Raw genomic sequence first — 15,914 nt, 5'->3', positions numbered from 1 at the left:
GCCGCCGCACCCTTGACCGACGCCGGGCGGGACCATACGTTTCCGCTGGAGAAAGCGCTTGCTATACGGTGGCAGGCGCTTCTCCCCGCCATTGATGGGGTGTTTGTCACGTCCACGCGAGCTCAGCAGGAACGGTCGGTCCGGGTAGCGGTCGTCGGCACCGGAGGCATCGCGCGCGGGGCCCATGTCCCCGCGCTGACCGCACTCGCCGCCGAGCAGCCGATCGAGATCGTCGCCGCGGTCGACATCGACCAGGCGTCGGTCGATGCCTTCTGCGGCGAGTACGGCATCGGGCACCCGTACACCGATCTCCAGCTCATGCTCGACGAGCAGCAGCCGGACCTCGTCACCATCTGCACTCCGCCCACCCTGCACCGCGACCAGACCCTGGCCGCGCTGCGGGCCGGTGCCTGGGTCTGGTGCGAGAAGCCGCCCTGCCCCTCGCTCGCCGACTTCGACGCCATCGAAGCGGCCGAGGGCCGGGGTGGTCCGTACGCCGCGATCGTCTTCCAGCACCGCTTCGGTTCCGGCGCCGAGCACGTACGCACACTGCTCACCGGCCAGGAACTCGGCCGCCCGCTCGTCGCGCACTGCCAGACGACCTGGTACCGCGACACCGACTACTACGCCGTACCGTGGCGCGGCCGCTGGTCGACCGAGGGCGGCGGGCCCGCCATGGGCCACGGCATCCACCAGATGGACCTCCTCCTCGACCTGCTCGGGCCGTGGTCCGAAGTCCGCGCGATGGCGGGCCGGCTGGTCCACGACATCGAGACCGAGGACGTCTCGACCGCCCTCGTACGCTTCGAGAACGGCGCCATGGCGACCGTGGTGAACAGCGTGCTCAGCCCCGATGAGGTGAGCCGCATCCGGATCGACTGCGAGCAGGCCACCGTGGAACTCACCCACCTCTACGGCCACAGCAACGCCGACTGGAGCATCACCCCCGCACCCGATGTCCCGGCCGAACAGGCCGCCGCATGGCGGGAGTTCGGCCCCGACATCCCCAGCTCGCACCTCGCCCAGCTGCGCGCGCTCCTCGCCGACCTGCGCGCCGGCCGCCGCCCGCGCAGCAGCGGCGCCGACGGCCGCACCAGCCTGGAACTGATCGCCGCGCTCTACAAGTCGGCCTTCACCGACACCACGGTCCGCAGCGGCGACATCGGCCCCGGCGACCCCTACTACACGGCTCTCCACGGCGGAGCACCCGGCTGGGCACCCGCCACCGAGGAGGTACGGGCATGAACGCCGACCCGCGGATCACCCACACGCACGGCGACCACATCGCGGTCACCGCACCCTCGGGCACCGAACTCCTGCGCTACGTCTACCGGCCCGAGGCGGCCTGGGAGTCCCCGAAGCCCTACCTCCACCCCATCAGGACCCTCGCGGGCCGCACGGTCACCGACTACCGCCCCAACGACCACCGCTGGCACAAGGGCCTGCAGATGACGGCCTCCCACCTCTCCGGCCAGAACCTCTGGGGCGGCAACAGCTACGTGCACGGCGAGGGCTACCTCGAACTCCCCGAACGCGTCGGCTCGATGGCGCACCTCGGCTTCGACGAAGTGGCCTCCGCCGAGGGACGGGCGACCATCGCGGAGCGGCTCAGCTGGCACCCGTACGACGGCGAGCACTGGGCCGACGAGGCGCGCCGTATCGACATCCACGACCTCGACGCGGACGCGGGTTCCTGGGCCCTCACCTGGTCCAGTGCGATCACCAACCGCCGCGAGGTGCCCCTGGTCTTCGGCAGCCCCACCACCCAGGGCCGTGAACTCGCGGGCTACACCGGGCTGTTCTGGCGCGGACCGCGCGCCTTCCGAGAGGGCCGCATCCTCGCACCGCACGACGAAGGGCCGGGCCTGATGGGACAACAGGCGCCCTGGCTGGCCTACACGGGCGAACACGACGGTGCCGACGGCCATGCCACCCTGCTGTTCGTCCACGCACCGGAGAACGACCGCGCGGGACAGCACCCCTCCCACTGGTTCGTACGCAATGACCCGTTCGCCGCCGTCGCCCCTTCCTTCGCGTTCTTCGACGACCTGGTCCTGGCCCCGGGGGAGACGCTCACCCGCGGCTACCGGATCGTCGTCGCCGACCGGGCCTGGGAGCGCGACGAGATCACCGACTACCTGAAGGAGCACCCATGGTGACGCACGCGGGCCCGCCCGGCTCCGTCGCCGTATCGCATCTGCGCGTCTACGACTGGCCGGCCGCCGACGGCTTGCGCGGCGGCACCCCGCACCTGCACCTCACCTGCACCGAGGGATACGTCGTCACCGGAGGCAGCGGCGCCGTCCAGACCCTCACGGCCTCCGGCTTCCTGCAGACGCCGCTGAGCGCGGGCGCCCTGGTCTGGTTCACCCCCGGCACCATCCACCGTCTGATCAACGACGACGGCCTGCGCCTGGTCGTCCTGATGCAGAACAGCGGCCTGCCCGAGGCGGGCGACGCCGTCCTCACCCTGCCGCCGCGCCACCTCACCGACCCCGACACCTATAGGGCGGCGACCGCACTGCCCCTCGACTCGCCGGAGAGGACACAGGAGTTGGCGGCCCGCACACGGCGCGACCTCGCCGTCGAGGGCTTCCTCGCGCTGCGCGCGGCGACGGAAGCGGGCGACCCGGCCCCCCTCGCCGCCTTCCACCGTGCGGCGGCCGCGCTCGTACGGCCAAAACTGCCCGCGTGGCGCGAGCGGTGGCAGCGCGGCGCGGCGGCGGCGTCGGCGGCCACCGGCGAACAGCTGGACCACCTCGCCGAAGGCGACGCCACGTACCTCGCGCAAGCAGCCGTACGCGCCGAACAGCCCGCCGCGTACGGCAGGTTCGGCATGTGCGGCAGACTGGACGTCTATCCAGCCGTGTGACGAAGAGGGGCATCGATGACGGACCCGGCCGCCGGAGAACTCGACATCGCGCGGGCCACCTGTGAGGAGTGGCCGGCGATCGTCGACTGGGCGGCGGCCGAGGGCTGGAATCCAGGCCTCGCCGACCTCGACAGCTTCTTCGCCCAGGACCCCGAGGGCTTCTTCGTCGGCCGTATCGACGGCAAGCCGGTCTCCGCCGTCTCGGTGGTCAACTACGGTCCGGACTACGCCTTCCTGGGCTTCTATCTCGTCCGCCCCGACCACCGGGGCCGCGGACACGGCCTGGCCACCTGGAAGACGGCCCTCGCCCACGCGGGCTCCCGCACGGTCGGCCTCGACGGCGTACCCGACCAGCAGGACAACTACCGCAGTTCGGGCTTCGAACGGGCTCACGGCACGGTCCGCCACGTCGGCACCATCGCCCCCGCGAGCGCACCGCCGGCGCACATCGGACCCATCGGGGCGGCGGACCGCCAGGCCCTCCTCGCCTACGACAGCACCTGCTGCCCGGCGGACCGCCCGCACTTCCTGGACCGCTGGCTGACCCAGCCGGGACATCGTGCGCTCGCCCGGGTCGTGAACGGCAGGCTCACCGGTTACGGAGTGATTCGCCCGGCCCGCGACACGTACCGCATCGGTCCGCTGTTCGCCGACACCGTGACCGATGCATGGGCACTCCTCGCCGCCCTGGCGGCGGAGACCGGGGGAGCCCCCGTCGCTTTGGACGTCCCCGACTCCAACCCGGAGGCCGTCGCGATGGCCGAGTCGCTGGGTCTGGAGCCGACGTTCGCGACGGCCCGGATGTACACAGGGCCGATCCGCCCGGTCGCGGCGCACCGCGTCTACGGCGTGACCACGCTCGAACTCGGCTAGCAGCCTGCGGTCAGGCGGAGTGACGCGCTACACGGAGCGGTGGTACTGGTCGGGAACGTGCACGTCCGCGCCCAGCTCCCGCGCGGCATGCCGGGCCCATGAGGGGTTGCGGAGCAGCTCACGGCCGAGCAGCACCGCGTCCGCCTCGCCGTTGGCCAGGATCTTCTCCGCCTGCTCCGGGTCGGTGATCATGCCGACGGCGGCGACGGGCAGTGCGGTCTCGGCCTTGACGCGCGCGGCGAACGGGACCTGGTAGCCGGGCCCGGTCGGAATCCGGACGCCCGAGGCGTTGCCGCCGGTCGACGTGTCGAGCAGGTCGACCCCATGGGCCTTGAGCAGCCCGGCGAAGCGCACGGTGTCGTCCGCCGTCCAGCCGCCCTCGTCCAGCCAGTCGGTGGCGGAGATACGGAAGAACAGCGGGAGCTCCTCGGGCCACACCTCCCGTACGGCGTCGACGACTTCGAGGGCGAAGCGGGTCCGGTTCTCGAAGGAGCCGCCGTACGCGTCGGTGCGCACGTTGGAGTGCGGCGAGAGGAACTCGCTGATCAGATAGCCGTGGGCGCCGTGGATCTCGGCGACCTGGAATCCGGCGTCCAGCGCGCGCCGCGCACCGTCGGCGAACTGCGCGACGATCTCGCGGATCGCCTCGACGGTGAGCTCGGTGGGGACGGGGTGCCTGGCGTCGAACGCGAGCGCGCTCGGCCCCAGCGGCTGCCAGCCGTGCGCCTCGGGCCCTACCGGCGCCCCGCCCTTCCACGGCTGATCGGTCGAGGACTTGCGGCCGCCGTGACCGAGCTGGATGCCGGGGACGGTGCCCTGCCCCTTGAGGAATGTGGTGATCCGGCGGAAGGCCTCGACCTGGGTGTCGTTCCAGATCCCGAGGTCGTACGGGCTGATCCGGCCCTCGGGAGAGACCGCGGTGGCCTCGACGATGATGAGCCCGGTGCCGCCGACGGCGCGTGCCGCGTAGTGCGCGAAGTGCCAGTCGTGCGGGGCACCGGCCAGCGCGCCGTCAGGGGCGGCGCTGTACTGGCACATCGGGGGCATCCACACCCGGTTCGGAATGGTCAGCGACCGCAGGGTGTAGGGCTCGAACAGTGCGCTCACGGCGGACTCCGCTCAGGACTCGGGACGACGTCTGTACGGGTCGTACGATACCCATCGTAGTACGGTGAATGTCAAACTACGATGAGTCTCGTACAATGAATCCCGTGACCACTGCACCGAGCACCCGAGAACTCGCCCACCCCGCACGCGAGGAGATCAGACTGGAGGGCGTCCTGCACGCGCTCTCCGACCCGATCCGGCTGTCCGTGGTCAGCGACCTGGCGGCGGAGGAACAGGAGCTCTCCTGCTCGCACTTCGTGCTCCCCGTCACCAAGTCCACGACGACCCACCACTTCCGGGTGCTCCGCGAGAGCGGCGTGATCCAGCAGGTCTACCGCGGCACCGCCAAGATGAACGGTCTGCGCCGCGATGACCTGGACGCGCTATTCCCCGGCCTTCTGGACAGCGTCCTCGCGGCGGCTGCCGGGCAGGCCCACCGGCTCGGCGGCAGCTGAACTTCCCTGCCCCGGCAGGTGGTTGAAGAGCAGATTGAGTACGAGAGCGGTCAGGCAGCCCGCACTGATGCCGCTGTCCATCACCGTCTGGAACCAGTCGGGGAACTTCGCGTAGATCCCCGGAACACCCACCGGCAGCATGCCGACCGCGACCGAGACGGCGACGACGGTCAGATTGTGGTTGCCGGTGAAGTCCACCTTCGTCAGGGTCCGCAGCCCGCTCGCCGCGACCGTTCCGAACATCACCAGACCCGCTCCGCCCAGCACGGGCGCCGGGATGGCGGCGACCACCGCACCGAGCTTCGGCAGCAGCCCCAGCACCACGAGAATCCCGCCGGCGGTGGCGACGACCCAGCGGCTGCGGACCCGCGTCATGCCCACAAGACCCACGTTCTGCGCGAACGCGGTGTACGGAAAGGTGTTGAAGACGCCGCCCAGCACGGTCGAAAGGCCGTCGGCCCGCAGTCCGTCGGCGAGCATCCGCGGCTCGACCGGCCGGTCCGTGAGTTCGCCGACCGCGATGAAGTCACCTGTCGTCTCGGTCATCGTCACCAGCGCCACCACCAGCATCGAGATGACCGCCGCCGCGTGGAAGGTCGGCGCCCCGAAGTGGAACGGCGTACTGATGCCCACCCAGTCGGCGTCCCCGACGCCCCCGAAGTCGGTGAATCCGGCCGGAATCGCGACCAACACGCCGACCACGATGCCGATGAGCACGGCGATACGGCTCAGCGCGGGCGGTGCGAAACGCTGTACGCCCAGCACCACCACCAGCACGAAGGCGGCGAGGCCGATGTTCTTCGGCTCCCCGAAGTCCGGTGCACCCGCCCCGCCCCCGGCCCAGTTGCCCGCGACCGGCAGGAGCGAGAGCCCGATGATCAGGATCACCGTCCCGGTCACCAGCGGCGGGAAGAACCGCAGGAGTTTCCCGAACACCGGGGCGAGCAGCATCATCGCAAGGCCCGCCACGATCACGGCACCGTAGATCGCGGGCAGCCCGCCGCCGGTCGTACCGATGAGGACCATGGGCGAGACCGCCGCGAACGTGCAGCCCTGCACGATGGGCAGCCGTATCCCGAACCGCCAGAAGCCGATGCACTGGATGAGCGTCGCGATACCGCAGACGAGCAGATCCGCGGTGATCAGATACGCGAGATCGGCGGGCGAGAGCTTCATCGCTCCACCGACGATCAGCGGCACGGCCACGGCGCCCGCGTACATGGCGAGCACATGCTGGAGCCCGAAGGCGGCCAGCTGGGAAGGAGGCGGGACTTCATCGACCGGGTGCACCGCGGTCTGCGTCGGTGTTGTCATGCCCGAGACCGTAGAGCGGCTAAACAATCTGTTGATTTCAGGGATGTTGCAGCGAGGTGTCGCCGTAGGCGGCCCCCAACAGCCCGGCCCAGTCCGGGATTTTCACCGACCGCCGCCCCAGCGAGATCCCCAGGTCCGCTTCCGCCGCCTCGATCGCCAGCCACCCCGGCCACTCGACCGGACGCAGCCCCAGCTTCCGCATCGCGTCCAGAGGATCGTCGGCCGGCCGCCGTTGTACGAGAAATGACGCGTCCGCGAGCAGCGAGGCCACCGTCTCCTTGGCGCACGGGCGGTTGGTGCCGATCACCCCGGTCGGGCCGCGCTTGATCCACCCCGCCACATACTCACCAGGCGCCTGGGCGCCCTCCCGCAGCATCCGGCCCGCCTCGTGCGGAACGGTGCCGGATGCGGGATCGAAGGGCAGACCCGCCGGCGGAGCGCCCCGGTAGCCGACGGCGCGCAGCACCAGCTGGGCCTCGATGTCCTCGTACCCGCCGGTGGGCCGCACGCCGCCGTGCCCGTCGGGGACGGTCCGTTCGAACCGCACCCCGCTCACCCGGCCGCCGTCGCCCAGCACCTCCACCGGCCGCAGGAAGAAGCGCAGCCGGATGCTGCGTGAGTGCCCCTGGGGCGGGGGTGCCTGCGCCCACTCGCGCAGTACGGCCACATTGCGCCGGTTCACCGCGAGCAGCCCCGAAGGATCCGCGAAAGCCGGATCCAGCGCCAGTTCCGGGCCGTCCACCGTTGCGTCGGCATCCGGGAGGGAGCCGAGCTCGCGCAACTCCTTGGTGGTGAAGCGGGCTTGGGAGGGGCCGCGCCTGCCGACCATATGGACTTCGCGCACCTGGCTGCCGGCCAGCGCTCCGAGCGCCGCCTGCGGAACGTCGGTGGGCAGCAGCTCCTGCGCGCCGCGCGCGAGAATCCGTGCGACGTCGACGGCGACATTGCCCACCCCGACGACCACGGCCGAACGGGCCCCCAGCGCAAAGCCGTTGGAGGCCGCGTCGGGATGCGCGCTGTACCAGGAGACGAAGTCGGTGGCCGAGCAGCTCCCCGCCAGCTCCTCGCCGGGGATGCCCAGCCGGCGGTCCTTCGCGGCCCCCACGCAGTACACGACAGCATGGTAGAGGCCGAGCAGGCGGGCGGGTGTCAGCGCTCCCTTGCCCACCTCGACGCCGCCGACGAAGCTCACCCGCTCGTGCTCCAGCACGGCCCGCAGATTGTTCTGCAGCGACTTGATCTTCTCGTGGTCGGGAGCGACTCCGTAGCGCACCAGACCGTACGGGCAGGGCAGCCGGTCCAGTACGTGCACGTGCACACCGGGCACCGCGCTCTGTTCGACGAGGGACTGGGCCGTGTAGACCCCGCTGGGGCCCGAACCGACTACGGCGACACGAAGCACGACGGTGCCCCTTCCCGCTGGGTGCTCTCAGCATCGCACCGCAGTGCGGCATCGGGGTGCCTTGCGCCGGAGCATTCTGCGCGCCGCCGTCAACGGCGTCAATCAGATAGTTAAGTTGCAGTGGTGACGGAAAGTACCTTTTTTAACACTACAGGCCGTTATGCCCCTAATGGTGCGGTGTCGGTATGGCCTGTGTGGGAACTGCAGGGCCACGGCACCGTCACCTCCGACCCCGTCGGAACTCCTTGGGGTGGCACGGGAATGCGCCGCGAGATCCTGCCGCCCTGGTTCAACATCCGGCTGACCTTTGCCGACGGGGCGCGTATCGATGTGCTTGCCGTGGCCTCGGACGGGCGGATCGCCATCGAGGACATGCGCGCGGACCCGCCGCTGTCGCTGGACGGCTTCGCGGCGCTCGCCGACTGGATCGAGGGACCGCTGGAGGACGCCTGCCAGGTGGTGGTCGAGCAGCACCGGCTCGGCGCGACCGTCCCGCACCCGTACTACGAAGGCGGGTACGCGGAAGAACCTCCCGCCGTACGCAGGGCCCGCCCCTCCTGGCCGCGCGGCAGCGCCGGCCGGCGCATCGCCGCCGATGCGTACCGAGCGGCCCAGCAGGACGGCCGCGATCCGGTGCTCGCGGTGATGTGCGCGACCGGCCACAGCCGCCGCAAGTCGCTCAGGCTGATCGCCGGTGCGCGGGACGAGGGATATCTGGCACCCCGTCACAACCGCCGTTAGGACATCGCGCGCATCCTGCCGATCTCCGAAGTCTGCTGTGCCACGACGTCGTTGGCCATCTCCTCGACCAGCACGTTGTTCCCCTCCGAGAGCACCTCGGTGGCCATGGTGATCGCTCCCTGATGGTGAGTGGTCATCAGCTTCAGGAAGAGTTCGTCGAAGGCTTTGCCCTTCGCCGCGCGGAGCTGGGCGAGTTGGGCCGCGGTGGCCATCCCGGGCATGGACGCGTGGTCGTGCCCGCCCTGCTTGCGCGCACCGCCATGGGTGTCCAGCCAGCCCTGCATCGCGCCGATCTCGGGCCCCTGAGCCGCCGCGATGCGCTCGGCGAGCTTCTTCACGCTCTCGGCATCGGCGCGCTGCGCGACCAGCTTCGTCATCTCCAGCGCCTGGCCGTGATGGATGATCATCATCTGTGTGTACGTGAAATCGGCCGAGTTGGGGGCGTCGTCCCGGCCGGCTTTCGCGGCATCCGCGGCCGACAGCGTCCGGGCCGGTTCGCCGGGTTTACCTGGAGCCACCACCTTTGGTCCGGCGTTTGCCCCGTCTTTGCGACCGCCTTGCGTGCTCTCGTCCGTATCGCACGCGGTCAGCGTCATCAGCGCCGCCAGGACGCCCGCGGCAACGGCCAACCGACAGGCCCGCATTACGTTTCCGTTGCCATCTGTTGAGATGTACATGGGAAGGACGATACTGCCGGAGTCCGTGAACCGTTCAACTACGAACGGATACAAGGGAGGACGCAGTGATCTCGTTGCACGAACCTCGAGCGCGCCGCAGACGACTCGGTGTGATGGCGGCCGCGGCCGGACTCATCGCCACCCTGCTCGCCGCAGGACCGGCGGTCGCGACGCCCGATCCGGGGGACGCCCCGGCCACGACGTCGACCTCGACGTCCCTTGCCGCACAGACCCGTTCGGCGATCGCCGACGGGGAGATACCCGGCCAGGACGAGGTCGTCCACAGCTCCAACATCGAGCATCTGACCAACATCCCCAAGGACGCCCTCGCGGGGACCAACTCGGATCTTGCCTTCCAGGGCAAGTACGCCTTCGCCGGCAACTACGACGGATTCAGGATCTTCGACCTCAGCGATCCGAAGGCTCCGAAGACGGTCGCCCAGGTCCTGTGTCCCGGATCGCAGAACGACATCACCGTCTCGGGGAACCTGCTCTTCCTGTCGACGGACTCCTCGCGGAGCGACAACTCCTGCGCCTCCACGACGCAGCCCGCGACGGAGAAGTCCTCCTGGGAGGGCATGAAGATCTTCGACATCAGCGACAAGCGCAACCCGAAGTACGTCGCCGCCGTCGAGACCGCGTGCGGCTCGCACACGCACACCCTGGTGCCGTCGAAGAAGAACATCTACCTCTACGTCTCCTCCTACTCGCCCAGCGCCACCTTCCCGGACTGCCAGCCGCCGCATGACGGCATCTCCGTCATCAAGGTGCCGCGCAACGCCCCCGAGAAGTCCGCGGTCGTGAACTTCCCGGTGCTCTTCCCGGGCGAGGGACCCGACGGCGGAGGCAACCCCGGAGGCCCCACCAACCCGGGCGTCTCCAAGACCACGGGCTGCCACGACATCACCGTGCTGCCCTCCAAGGACCTGGCCGCCGGCGCCTGCATGGGCGACGGCATCCTCTTCGACATCAAGAACCCGGAGCAGCCGAAGGTCATCGACCGGGTCCAGGACAACGTCAACTTCGCGTTCTGGCACTCCGCGACCTTCAACCAGAAGGCGGACAAGGTCGTCTTCACCGACGAGCTCGGCGGCGGCGGCGCGGCCACCTGCAACGCCACGATCGGCCCGAACCGCGGCGCCGACGGCATCTACGACATCGTTGGCAAGGGCGACAAGCGCAAGCTCGTCTTCCGCAGCTACTTCAAGATCCCGCGTCACCAGGCCGACACCGAGAACTGCGTCGCCCACAACGGATCGCTGATCCCGGTCAAGGGCAAGGACCTCATGGTCCAGGCCTGGTACCAGGGCGGAGTCTCCGTCTGGGACTTCACCGACTCCGCCAGGCCCAAGGAGATCGGCTACTTCGAGCGCGGCCCGATCTCCACGGACACCATGGTCACCGGCGGCTCGTGGTCGGCGTACTACTACAACGGCTACATCTACTCCAATGACATCGCCAAGGGCTTCGACGTACTGAAGCTCAGCGACCGTCGCACCGACCCGGCGAAGCGGGTACGGCTGCACGAGCTCAATGTGCAGACCCAGCCCGACTACTTCGACTAGAGCGGACTACAGCGGCACACCCGCGAAGTCATGACGCGTTCCGCCGGGCGGCTCGTCGCCCGGCGGAACGCCGAGTCCCCAGTCGAGCCCGTACCGCTGGAAAAGCTCGGCGCGCAGCCGTGTCAGCGGCATCGGGGCGCCGGGCAGCAGCTGGGCGAAGACCGTGCCCATCAACTGGGCGCGCAGCAGCGGGTAGTCGGCGTCCGGGTCCTCGGACCCGTAAGAGGCCACCGCCGAACGGAGCAGCTCCGCGAGGCGCTGCTGCTCGGCGCACTTCACGAAGCCGTCCGCCTGCAGGATCTGCGCCATGTGGGTGCGCATCAGCACCGGATGATCACCGGCAAGCCCCAGGATCGCGTCGATCGCCCGCGCCAGGAGTTCCTGACCGTCCTCGGTCCGCGGCTCGCGCTCCAGGGCCGCGGCGAGCGTGCGGTGCATCAGCCGGTGCACGGCCGACTGCAGCAGCTGGCGTTTTCCGGGGAAGTAGTACGAGACGAGCCCGCGGGCCGAGCCGGCCCGGTCGGCGATGTCGCCGAGCGTCGTCGCCTCGTACCCCCGCTCGCCCACGAGCTCGACGGTCGCCTGCAGCAGCCGCTCGCGGGAACGCCGCCGCAACTCCTCATTGACCGATGGGCTGCGCGGGGACATGCTTGACTCCTGCGTTGACTGGCTCTCAGCCAACTATAATCAACGCGTCCTGCAAAGACCCCTGTCAGGGGTCTGTTCTGTGGGGCCCACGGCTGGATCAGGCGACGCGGGGGATCGCCTGATCCGGTCGGTTTTTTTGTGTGGTCCCGGCCAAAGGACCTGCGACCAAAGTCCGATGCGCGCAAGATCGCCTGGCGCCTACGCTCTGAAAAACGGCACGCAGCGGAGCGTGCTGCCAGGAGGGGTCCCATGTCATTCACCGGTCGGAGTCATATCCGCATCGCCCGCCCGTCCCGTGATCTCGCCGCGGCCGAGCGGTTCTGGGTCGGCGGCCTCGGGCTCGGGGTGCTGTGGCGCGCCCAGGGGGAGGCCGCGGGGGAGCACGATCTGCTCATGGTGGGCGGGCCCGACGCGGCCTGGCACCTCGAACTCGTACACGATGCCGCCCATGCTGTCGCGCCGCGTCCCACCGAGGAGGACCTGCTCGTCGTCTATCTGGACGGGCCCGTTCCCGACGAGCTGGTCGACCGTCTCGAGGAGCACGGCGGCAAGCGCGTCCTGTCGCCGAATCCGTACTGGAACGAGTGGGGCGTCACCGTCGAGGATCCGGACGGGTACCGGCTGGTGCTCTGCACCCGCGCCTGGTCCAATTCCTGAACGCGAGGCCCTACCAGGGCAGTTCGCCCTCGGCGTCGACATAGGTCCCGGTGGGACCTTCGGGGCCGACCTGAGCCATGCGGACGATGATCTCGGCGCCCTGCTCGACGGTCTGGACGCCGGTGTTGCCGTTCAGGTCGGTCTTGGTGAAACCGGGCTCGACCGCGTTGATCCGCAGGCCGGGGAAGGCCTTCGCGTACTGCACGGTGATCATGTTGACCGCTGCCTTCGACGCCGGGTAGGCGACGCCCGGGTAGGCGTGGGTCGGCGTATCCGGGCTGCTGACGCGGGTCAGTGAGGCCAGACCGCTGCTGAGGTTGACGACGACCGGCGCGGCCGAGCGCTGCAGCAGCGGGAGGAAGGCGTGCAGGACGCGCACCGTGCCGAAGACGTTCGTCTCGAACGTCGCGCGCATGGTCTCGGCGGTCACGTCCGCGGCGCCGATCACGGTGTTGCCCGGGCCCCGCTCCTCGATGCCTGCGTTGTTGATCAGTACGTCGAGGCCGCCGTCGGCCGCGATGGTCCGCGCGGCGGCATCGACGGATGCCTGGTCGGTGATGTCGAGCCGGACGCTGCGCGCTCCCAGCTGCTCGGCGGCCCCGCGCCCGCGTTCGGCGTCCCGGCTTCCGATGTAGACGGTGTGTCCGGCCGCGACGAGTCGGCGGGCGGTCTCGAATCCGAGACCCTTGTTCGCTCCGGTGATCAGTGTGGTGGTCATGGATCCAGCCTGCGGCCCGCCCGCCCGGACAGCCAGGAGCCCCTGCTTCCTGGGACTGGCAGTACCAGGACGATCCTGGCCGGGCGGTGCACAGTGGAACCATGGCGACCACGGAATTCGGGCATACGGTACGGCGCTGGCGGGACCGGGTCTCCCCGGAGACGGCCGGGCTGCCGGGCGGCGGTCACCGGCGCGCCGCAGGGTTGCGCCGCGAGGAGCTGGCCCTGCTGGCCGGGATCTCCGTCGACTATGTGACCCGCCTCGAACAGGGCAGGGCCAGCAACCCCTCTGAGCAGGTCGTCGAGGCCCTCGGGCGGGCGCTGCGGCTGTCGGGCGCCGAGCGTGCGCAGCTCTTCCACGCCGCCGGACTCGTACCGCCGGGACAGGGCACCGTCCCCGCGTTCATCACGCCCAGCGTGCAGCGGATGCTGGACCGGCTGACCGGGACGCCTGTCGCGGTCAGCGACGCGACGTGGACGCTGCTGCTCGCCAATCCTCTGTACGAGGCCTTGATGGGCCGCCATCAGGGCAACGAGCGCAATGCCGCCTGGCGCCACTTCCTCGGCTCCGGCGGCCGGGTGCGGCACACGCCGGAGTCCTTGTCCTCGCTTGAGGCCGCGCAGGTGTCCGAGCTGAGGGGTGCGGCGAAGAAGTACCCGGCGGACCAGCGACTGCGGCGCCTGATCGCGGAGTTGCGTACGGGCAGCGAGCGGTTCGCGGACCTGTGGGACGCCGGAGTCGTCGGCGAGGTCGCGGCATCCCGCAAGATTGTCGACCATCCGCAGGTGGGTCCGGTGACGCTGGACTGCGATGTGCTCAGTGTCGCGGGCAGCGACCTGCGCATCATGGTCTACACCGCCGCGCCCGGCACCGAGGACGCGGACCGGCTGGCGCTCGTCGGCGTACTGGGAACGCAGACGCTCACGGGGCCGTGAACGTGACGTCCGCCGCGTGGGCGGGGACCTCCAGATCGCTTCCGAGCGCCCATTCGGCGACGCGCGAGACCGTCGCGGCAGGGATGGGCCCGCTGATTCCGGGGGCGGCGGGAATGTTCTGCGTCGCATGGGCGTCGTGCGGCAGGACCACCCGGTAGCCCTGCGACAGCGCCGTACGGGCCGTCGCCTGGACGCACATCTCCGACATCATCCCGCAGACGGCGAGCGCCCGGACTCCCGCTCCGGTCAGCAGACTTCCCAGCGCGGTCCCGGCGAAGCCGTCGTCCACGGTCTTGCGGATCGCGACCTCCAAGGGCCCCTCCTCGACCGGGTGATGGAGTTCCCAGCCGGGTGTGCCGGGCTCGTCGCCCGTTCCGGGGCGGCCGTCGTTCTGGATGTGGACGACGAGCGCTCCGCTCCTGCGGGCGCGGGCGATCAGGTCGTACGACGTGTCCAGAAGCCCGGCCGCGGCGGGGACCGCCCCGGCTCCGGTGGTGGAGCACCGCTGGATGTCCACAACCAGCAGTGCCCCGACGGGAACTGAGCGAGAGGTCATGCCGTCGCCCCCACGAGCCCGAGCACCGGACGCAGACCGTCGGGCCGCTCCGTGACCGGGAGATGGTCCACGAAGTGCACCGCGCACCCCGCGTCCAGCGCCCCGCTGTCGGCCCGCCGGTCGTCGCCGACCATCAGGACGTCGCGCGGGTCCTGGCCGATGGCCTCGCAGGCGATGAGGAAGAGCCGAGGGTCCGGCTTCTGGATCTCGTGCTGGTAGGAAAGGGTGGCGGCGTCCAGATGGCGGCCGAGCCCATGGGCGTCGACCACCGGAGCCGTGTCCCAGCCGATGTTGCTGATCAGGCCGGTGGCGATGCCACGGCTCTTCAGCTCGGCGAGCACCTCCACGGCATCGGGGTACGGGCGCCACGCGGCGGCCGTCATATGGCGGTTGTAGAGCGCGTCGTGCAGCGCGGGATCGGGCAGCGCGACCTGGCGGCTCATCGCGGTGAACGCGGCGCGATGCTGCTCCGCGCTCGCGTCCCGGGTCTGCCACAGCTCCTTGAGGTGCGGCGGCACCTGCTGCGGTTCGGGCCCCCCGGGCTGTGCGCCGGCGTGCGTCAACTGGGCGGTGAGGTCGGCCAGTTCGGCATCCGGGAGGTCGATCCCCGCCTCGCCGAGCACCGCGCTCAGCCAGTCGCCCACCGGTTCGATACGGCACAGAGTCCCGGAGAAGTCGAAGAGCACACCCTTGATCGTCATGGCCGCAGTCTTCCGTACGCGGAGATCGAGAAGGCCACCAGGGCCGCGCCGAGCAGCCACCCGCCCACGACGTCCGAAGCCCAGTGCACCCCCAGATACAGCCGGGTCAGCCCCACCCCGGCCACCGACAGCGCGGCCAGCACGACCGCCGGCCACCAGATCGCCGGGCCGGGACCGCTGCGCCGCAGCAGCCACAGCAGCAGACCCAGGCCGACCGTGGCCGTCAGCGCGTGACCGGACGGGAAGGACGCGTAGTGCGCCGAGTCCACGGGGTCGGGCCACCGCGGACGCGGCCGCCCGACGGCCGCCTTCAGTCCCTGCTGCAGCAGCGTGCCGACCGCACTCGTCACACCCACCCAGAGAGCGAGCCGCCACTCACGGCGCAGGAGCAGCCACAGCACGGCGAGGCTCAGCAGCGCACGCAGCGTCGTGGGATCCCACACCCAGTCGCTGAGCACCCGGTTGACGTGCGTGAACCCCGGATTCGCCACCGCCCGTCGGTGCAGGCCGGTGGCCACCCAGCGGTCGTAGCGCATCAGCGGTGACCACCGGGCCGCGACGAGGACCAGCAGCAGTGCGAAGAGCGCCGCGCACGCGACGCCTGTCCGGCGCAGATCCGCGCGGGGCGAACGGTCTGTCGGCGGCAGAAGTGCGGATTGCATGGGGAGATCCTTGCCGACAGCGGGCGTTCGA

18 protein-coding genes are annotated in these 15,914 nt (G+C 70.3%); 9 read left to right on the top strand and 9 right to left on the bottom strand.

Going from position 1 to position 15,914, the window contains the following annotated elements; translation table 11 throughout:
- The first annotated feature begins 99 nt into the window (after nucleotides 1–99).
- Genes AB0H78_RS37245 through AB0H78_RS37230 form a run of 4 tightly spaced genes read left to right on the top strand, consistent with a single transcriptional unit; the run spans nucleotide 100 to nucleotide 3,745 of the window.
- Nucleotides 100–1,245, top strand: a complete 1,146-nt coding sequence (locus tag AB0H78_RS37245; protein ID WP_363239257.1) for a Gfo/Idh/MocA family oxidoreductase — start codon at nucleotides 100–102, stop codon at nucleotides 1,243–1,245.
- The gene (locus tag AB0H78_RS37240; protein WP_363239256.1) at nucleotides 1,242–2,159 is read left to right on the top strand and encodes a PmoA family protein; all 918 of its coding nucleotides are present in this window, start codon (nucleotides 1,242–1,244) and stop codon (nucleotides 2,157–2,159) included. The genes AB0H78_RS37245 and AB0H78_RS37240 overlap by 4 nt, the downstream gene beginning before the upstream one ends.
- A complete protein-coding gene (locus tag AB0H78_RS37235) occupies nucleotides 2,153–2,872 on the top strand; it encodes a cupin domain-containing protein (RefSeq protein WP_363239255.1) in 720 nt (239 codons plus the stop codon). The genes AB0H78_RS37240 and AB0H78_RS37235 overlap by 7 nt, the downstream gene beginning before the upstream one ends.
- 15 nt (nucleotides 2,873–2,887) lie before the next feature.
- Nucleotides 2,888–3,745 carry a GNAT family N-acetyltransferase gene (locus AB0H78_RS37230; protein ID WP_363239254.1) on the top strand — a complete coding sequence of 286 codons (858 nt, stop codon included), beginning with the start codon at nucleotides 2,888–2,890 and terminating at the stop codon, nucleotides 3,743–3,745.
- Nucleotides 3,746–3,772: 27 nt separating this feature from the next.
- On the opposite strand, the gene AB0H78_RS37225 is transcribed toward AB0H78_RS37230, so the two are convergent.
- Nucleotides 3,773–4,852: an NADH:flavin oxidoreductase/NADH oxidase gene (locus AB0H78_RS37225; protein ID WP_363239253.1), complete on the bottom strand. Its 1,080-nt coding sequence runs from the start codon at nucleotides 4,850–4,852 to the stop codon at nucleotides 3,773–3,775.
- A 95-nt stretch (nucleotides 4,853–4,947) separates the two neighbouring features.
- On the opposite strand from AB0H78_RS37225, the gene AB0H78_RS37220 reads away from it, so the two are divergent.
- Nucleotides 4,948–5,307 carry a transcriptional regulator gene (locus AB0H78_RS37220; RefSeq protein ID WP_363239252.1) on the top strand — a complete coding sequence of 120 codons (360 nt, stop codon included), beginning with the start codon at nucleotides 4,948–4,950 and terminating at the stop codon, nucleotides 5,305–5,307.
- Here the strand turns inward: AB0H78_RS37220 and AB0H78_RS37215 are convergent.
- Nucleotides 5,236–6,621: a nucleobase:cation symporter-2 family protein gene (locus AB0H78_RS37215; RefSeq protein WP_363239251.1), complete on the bottom strand. Its 1,386-nt coding sequence runs from the start codon at nucleotides 6,619–6,621 to the stop codon at nucleotides 5,236–5,238. The two genes, AB0H78_RS37220 and AB0H78_RS37215, sit on opposite strands and share 72 nt — an antisense overlap.
- A gap of 37 nt (nucleotides 6,622–6,658) precedes the next feature.
- On the bottom strand, nucleotides 6,659–8,023 hold the full coding sequence (locus AB0H78_RS37210; protein WP_363239250.1) for an FAD-dependent oxidoreductase: 1,365 nt from the start codon (nucleotides 8,021–8,023) through the stop codon (nucleotides 6,659–6,661).
- A 261-nt stretch (nucleotides 8,024–8,284) separates the two neighbouring features.
- Here AB0H78_RS37210 and AB0H78_RS37205 point away from each other — a divergent pair, with 261 nt between their 5' ends.
- Nucleotides 8,285–8,764, top strand: coding sequence for a DUF6214 family protein (locus AB0H78_RS37205; protein ID WP_363239249.1), 480 nt, complete (start codon nucleotides 8,285–8,287; stop codon nucleotides 8,762–8,764).
- Here the strand turns inward: AB0H78_RS37205 and AB0H78_RS37200 are convergent.
- Nucleotides 8,761–9,441: a DUF305 domain-containing protein gene (locus AB0H78_RS37200; protein ID WP_363239248.1), complete on the bottom strand. Its 681-nt coding sequence runs from the start codon at nucleotides 9,439–9,441 to the stop codon at nucleotides 8,761–8,763. The genes AB0H78_RS37205 and AB0H78_RS37200 overlap by 4 nt on opposite strands.
- A gap of 65 nt (nucleotides 9,442–9,506) precedes the next feature.
- On the opposite strand from AB0H78_RS37200, the gene AB0H78_RS37195 reads away from it, so the two are divergent.
- Complete coding sequence (locus tag AB0H78_RS37195; RefSeq protein WP_363239247.1) at nucleotides 9,507–11,006, top strand: hypothetical protein; 1,500 nt, start codon at nucleotides 9,507–9,509, stop codon at nucleotides 11,004–11,006.
- Nucleotides 11,007–11,012: 6 nt separating this feature from the next.
- Here AB0H78_RS37195 and AB0H78_RS37190 read toward each other — a convergent pair whose 3' ends face one another.
- A complete protein-coding gene (locus AB0H78_RS37190; RefSeq protein ID WP_363239246.1) occupies nucleotides 11,013–11,654 on the bottom strand; it encodes a helix-turn-helix domain-containing protein in 642 nt (213 codons plus the stop codon).
- Nucleotides 11,655–11,903: 249 nt separating this feature from the next.
- Here AB0H78_RS37190 and AB0H78_RS37185 point away from each other — a divergent pair, with 249 nt between their 5' ends.
- Complete coding sequence (locus AB0H78_RS37185; RefSeq protein ID WP_363239245.1) at nucleotides 11,904–12,311, top strand: VOC family protein; 408 nt, start codon at nucleotides 11,904–11,906, stop codon at nucleotides 12,309–12,311.
- A 10-nt stretch (nucleotides 12,312–12,321) separates the two neighbouring features.
- Here the strand turns inward: AB0H78_RS37185 and AB0H78_RS37180 are convergent, their stop codons facing one another.
- Nucleotides 12,322–13,029 carry an SDR family NAD(P)-dependent oxidoreductase gene (locus AB0H78_RS37180; RefSeq protein ID WP_363239244.1) on the bottom strand — a complete coding sequence of 236 codons (708 nt, stop codon included), beginning with the start codon at nucleotides 13,027–13,029 and terminating at the stop codon, nucleotides 12,322–12,324.
- 101 nt (nucleotides 13,030–13,130) lie between these two features.
- Between AB0H78_RS37180 and AB0H78_RS37175 the strand changes: the two genes are divergently transcribed.
- On the top strand, nucleotides 13,131–13,964 hold the full coding sequence (locus AB0H78_RS37175) for a helix-turn-helix transcriptional regulator (RefSeq protein ID WP_363239243.1): 834 nt from the start codon (nucleotides 13,131–13,133) through the stop codon (nucleotides 13,962–13,964).
- Here the strand turns inward: AB0H78_RS37175 and AB0H78_RS37170 are convergent.
- The 3 genes from AB0H78_RS37170 to AB0H78_RS37160 are packed head-to-tail and all read right to left on the bottom strand — an operon-like array spanning nucleotide 13,951 to nucleotide 15,883.
- Nucleotides 13,951–14,520: an isochorismatase family protein gene (locus AB0H78_RS37170; RefSeq protein ID WP_363239242.1), complete on the bottom strand. Its 570-nt coding sequence runs from the start codon at nucleotides 14,518–14,520 to the stop codon at nucleotides 13,951–13,953. The two genes, AB0H78_RS37175 and AB0H78_RS37170, sit on opposite strands and share 14 nt — an antisense overlap.
- Nucleotides 14,517–15,221 (bottom strand): HAD-IA family hydrolase, encoded by a 705-nt coding sequence (locus AB0H78_RS37165; protein ID WP_363239241.1) that lies wholly within the window; start codon nucleotides 15,219–15,221, stop codon nucleotides 14,517–14,519. Before AB0H78_RS37165 ends, AB0H78_RS37170 begins: the two co-directional genes overlap by 4 nt.
- Nucleotides 15,218–15,883 (bottom strand): phosphatase PAP2 family protein, encoded by a 666-nt coding sequence (locus tag AB0H78_RS37160; protein WP_363239240.1) that lies wholly within the window; start codon nucleotides 15,881–15,883, stop codon nucleotides 15,218–15,220. The genes AB0H78_RS37165 and AB0H78_RS37160 overlap by 4 nt, the downstream gene beginning before the upstream one ends.
- Nucleotides 15,884–15,914 lie beyond the last annotated feature (31 nt).

The organism is Streptomyces sp. NPDC050738 (genome assembly GCF_040654175.1).
Lineage (GTDB): Bacteria > Actinomycetota > Actinomycetes > Streptomycetales > Streptomycetaceae > Streptomyces.
The sequence above is the reverse complement of the archived record's forward strand: the minus strand, read 5'-3'. Positions and strand labels throughout refer to the sequence as shown.

Coding starts and splice junctions, on each gene's coding strand:
- AB0H78_RS37240 (WP_363239256.1), top strand. CDS start 1,242: ATGAACGCCGACCCGCGGATCACCCACACGCACGGCGACCACATCGCG.
- AB0H78_RS37235 (WP_363239255.1), top strand. CDS start 2,153: ATGGTGACGCACGCGGGCCCGCCCGGCTCCGTCGCCGTATCGCATCTG.
- AB0H78_RS37230 (WP_363239254.1), top strand. CDS start 2,888: ATGACGGACCCGGCCGCCGGAGAACTCGACATCGCGCGGGCCACCTGT.
- AB0H78_RS37220 (WP_363239252.1), top strand. CDS start 4,948: ATGAATCCCGTGACCACTGCACCGAGCACCCGAGAACTCGCCCACCCC.
- AB0H78_RS37215 (WP_363239251.1), bottom strand. CDS start 6,621: ATGACAACACCGACGCAGACCGCGGTGCACCCGGTCGATGAAGTCCCG.
- AB0H78_RS37205 (WP_363239249.1), top strand. CDS start 8,285: ATGCGCCGCGAGATCCTGCCGCCCTGGTTCAACATCCGGCTGACCTTT.
- AB0H78_RS37200 (WP_363239248.1), bottom strand. CDS start 9,441: ATGTACATCTCAACAGATGGCAACGGAAACGTAATGCGGGCCTGTCGG.
- AB0H78_RS37190 (WP_363239246.1), bottom strand. CDS start 11,654: ATGTCCCCGCGCAGCCCATCGGTCAATGAGGAGTTGCGGCGGCGTTCC.
- AB0H78_RS37185 (WP_363239245.1), top strand. CDS start 11,904: ATGTCATTCACCGGTCGGAGTCATATCCGCATCGCCCGCCCGTCCCGT.
- AB0H78_RS37180 (WP_363239244.1), bottom strand. CDS start 13,029: ATGACCACCACACTGATCACCGGAGCGAACAAGGGTCTCGGATTCGAG.
- AB0H78_RS37175 (WP_363239243.1), top strand. CDS start 13,131: ATGGCGACCACGGAATTCGGGCATACGGTACGGCGCTGGCGGGACCGG.
- AB0H78_RS37170 (WP_363239242.1), bottom strand. CDS start 14,520: ATGACCTCTCGCTCAGTTCCCGTCGGGGCACTGCTGGTTGTGGACATC.
- AB0H78_RS37165 (WP_363239241.1), bottom strand. CDS start 15,221: ATGACGATCAAGGGTGTGCTCTTCGACTTCTCCGGGACTCTGTGCCGT.
- AB0H78_RS37160 (WP_363239240.1), bottom strand. CDS start 15,883: ATGCAATCCGCACTTCTGCCGCCGACAGACCGTTCGCCCCGCGCGGAT.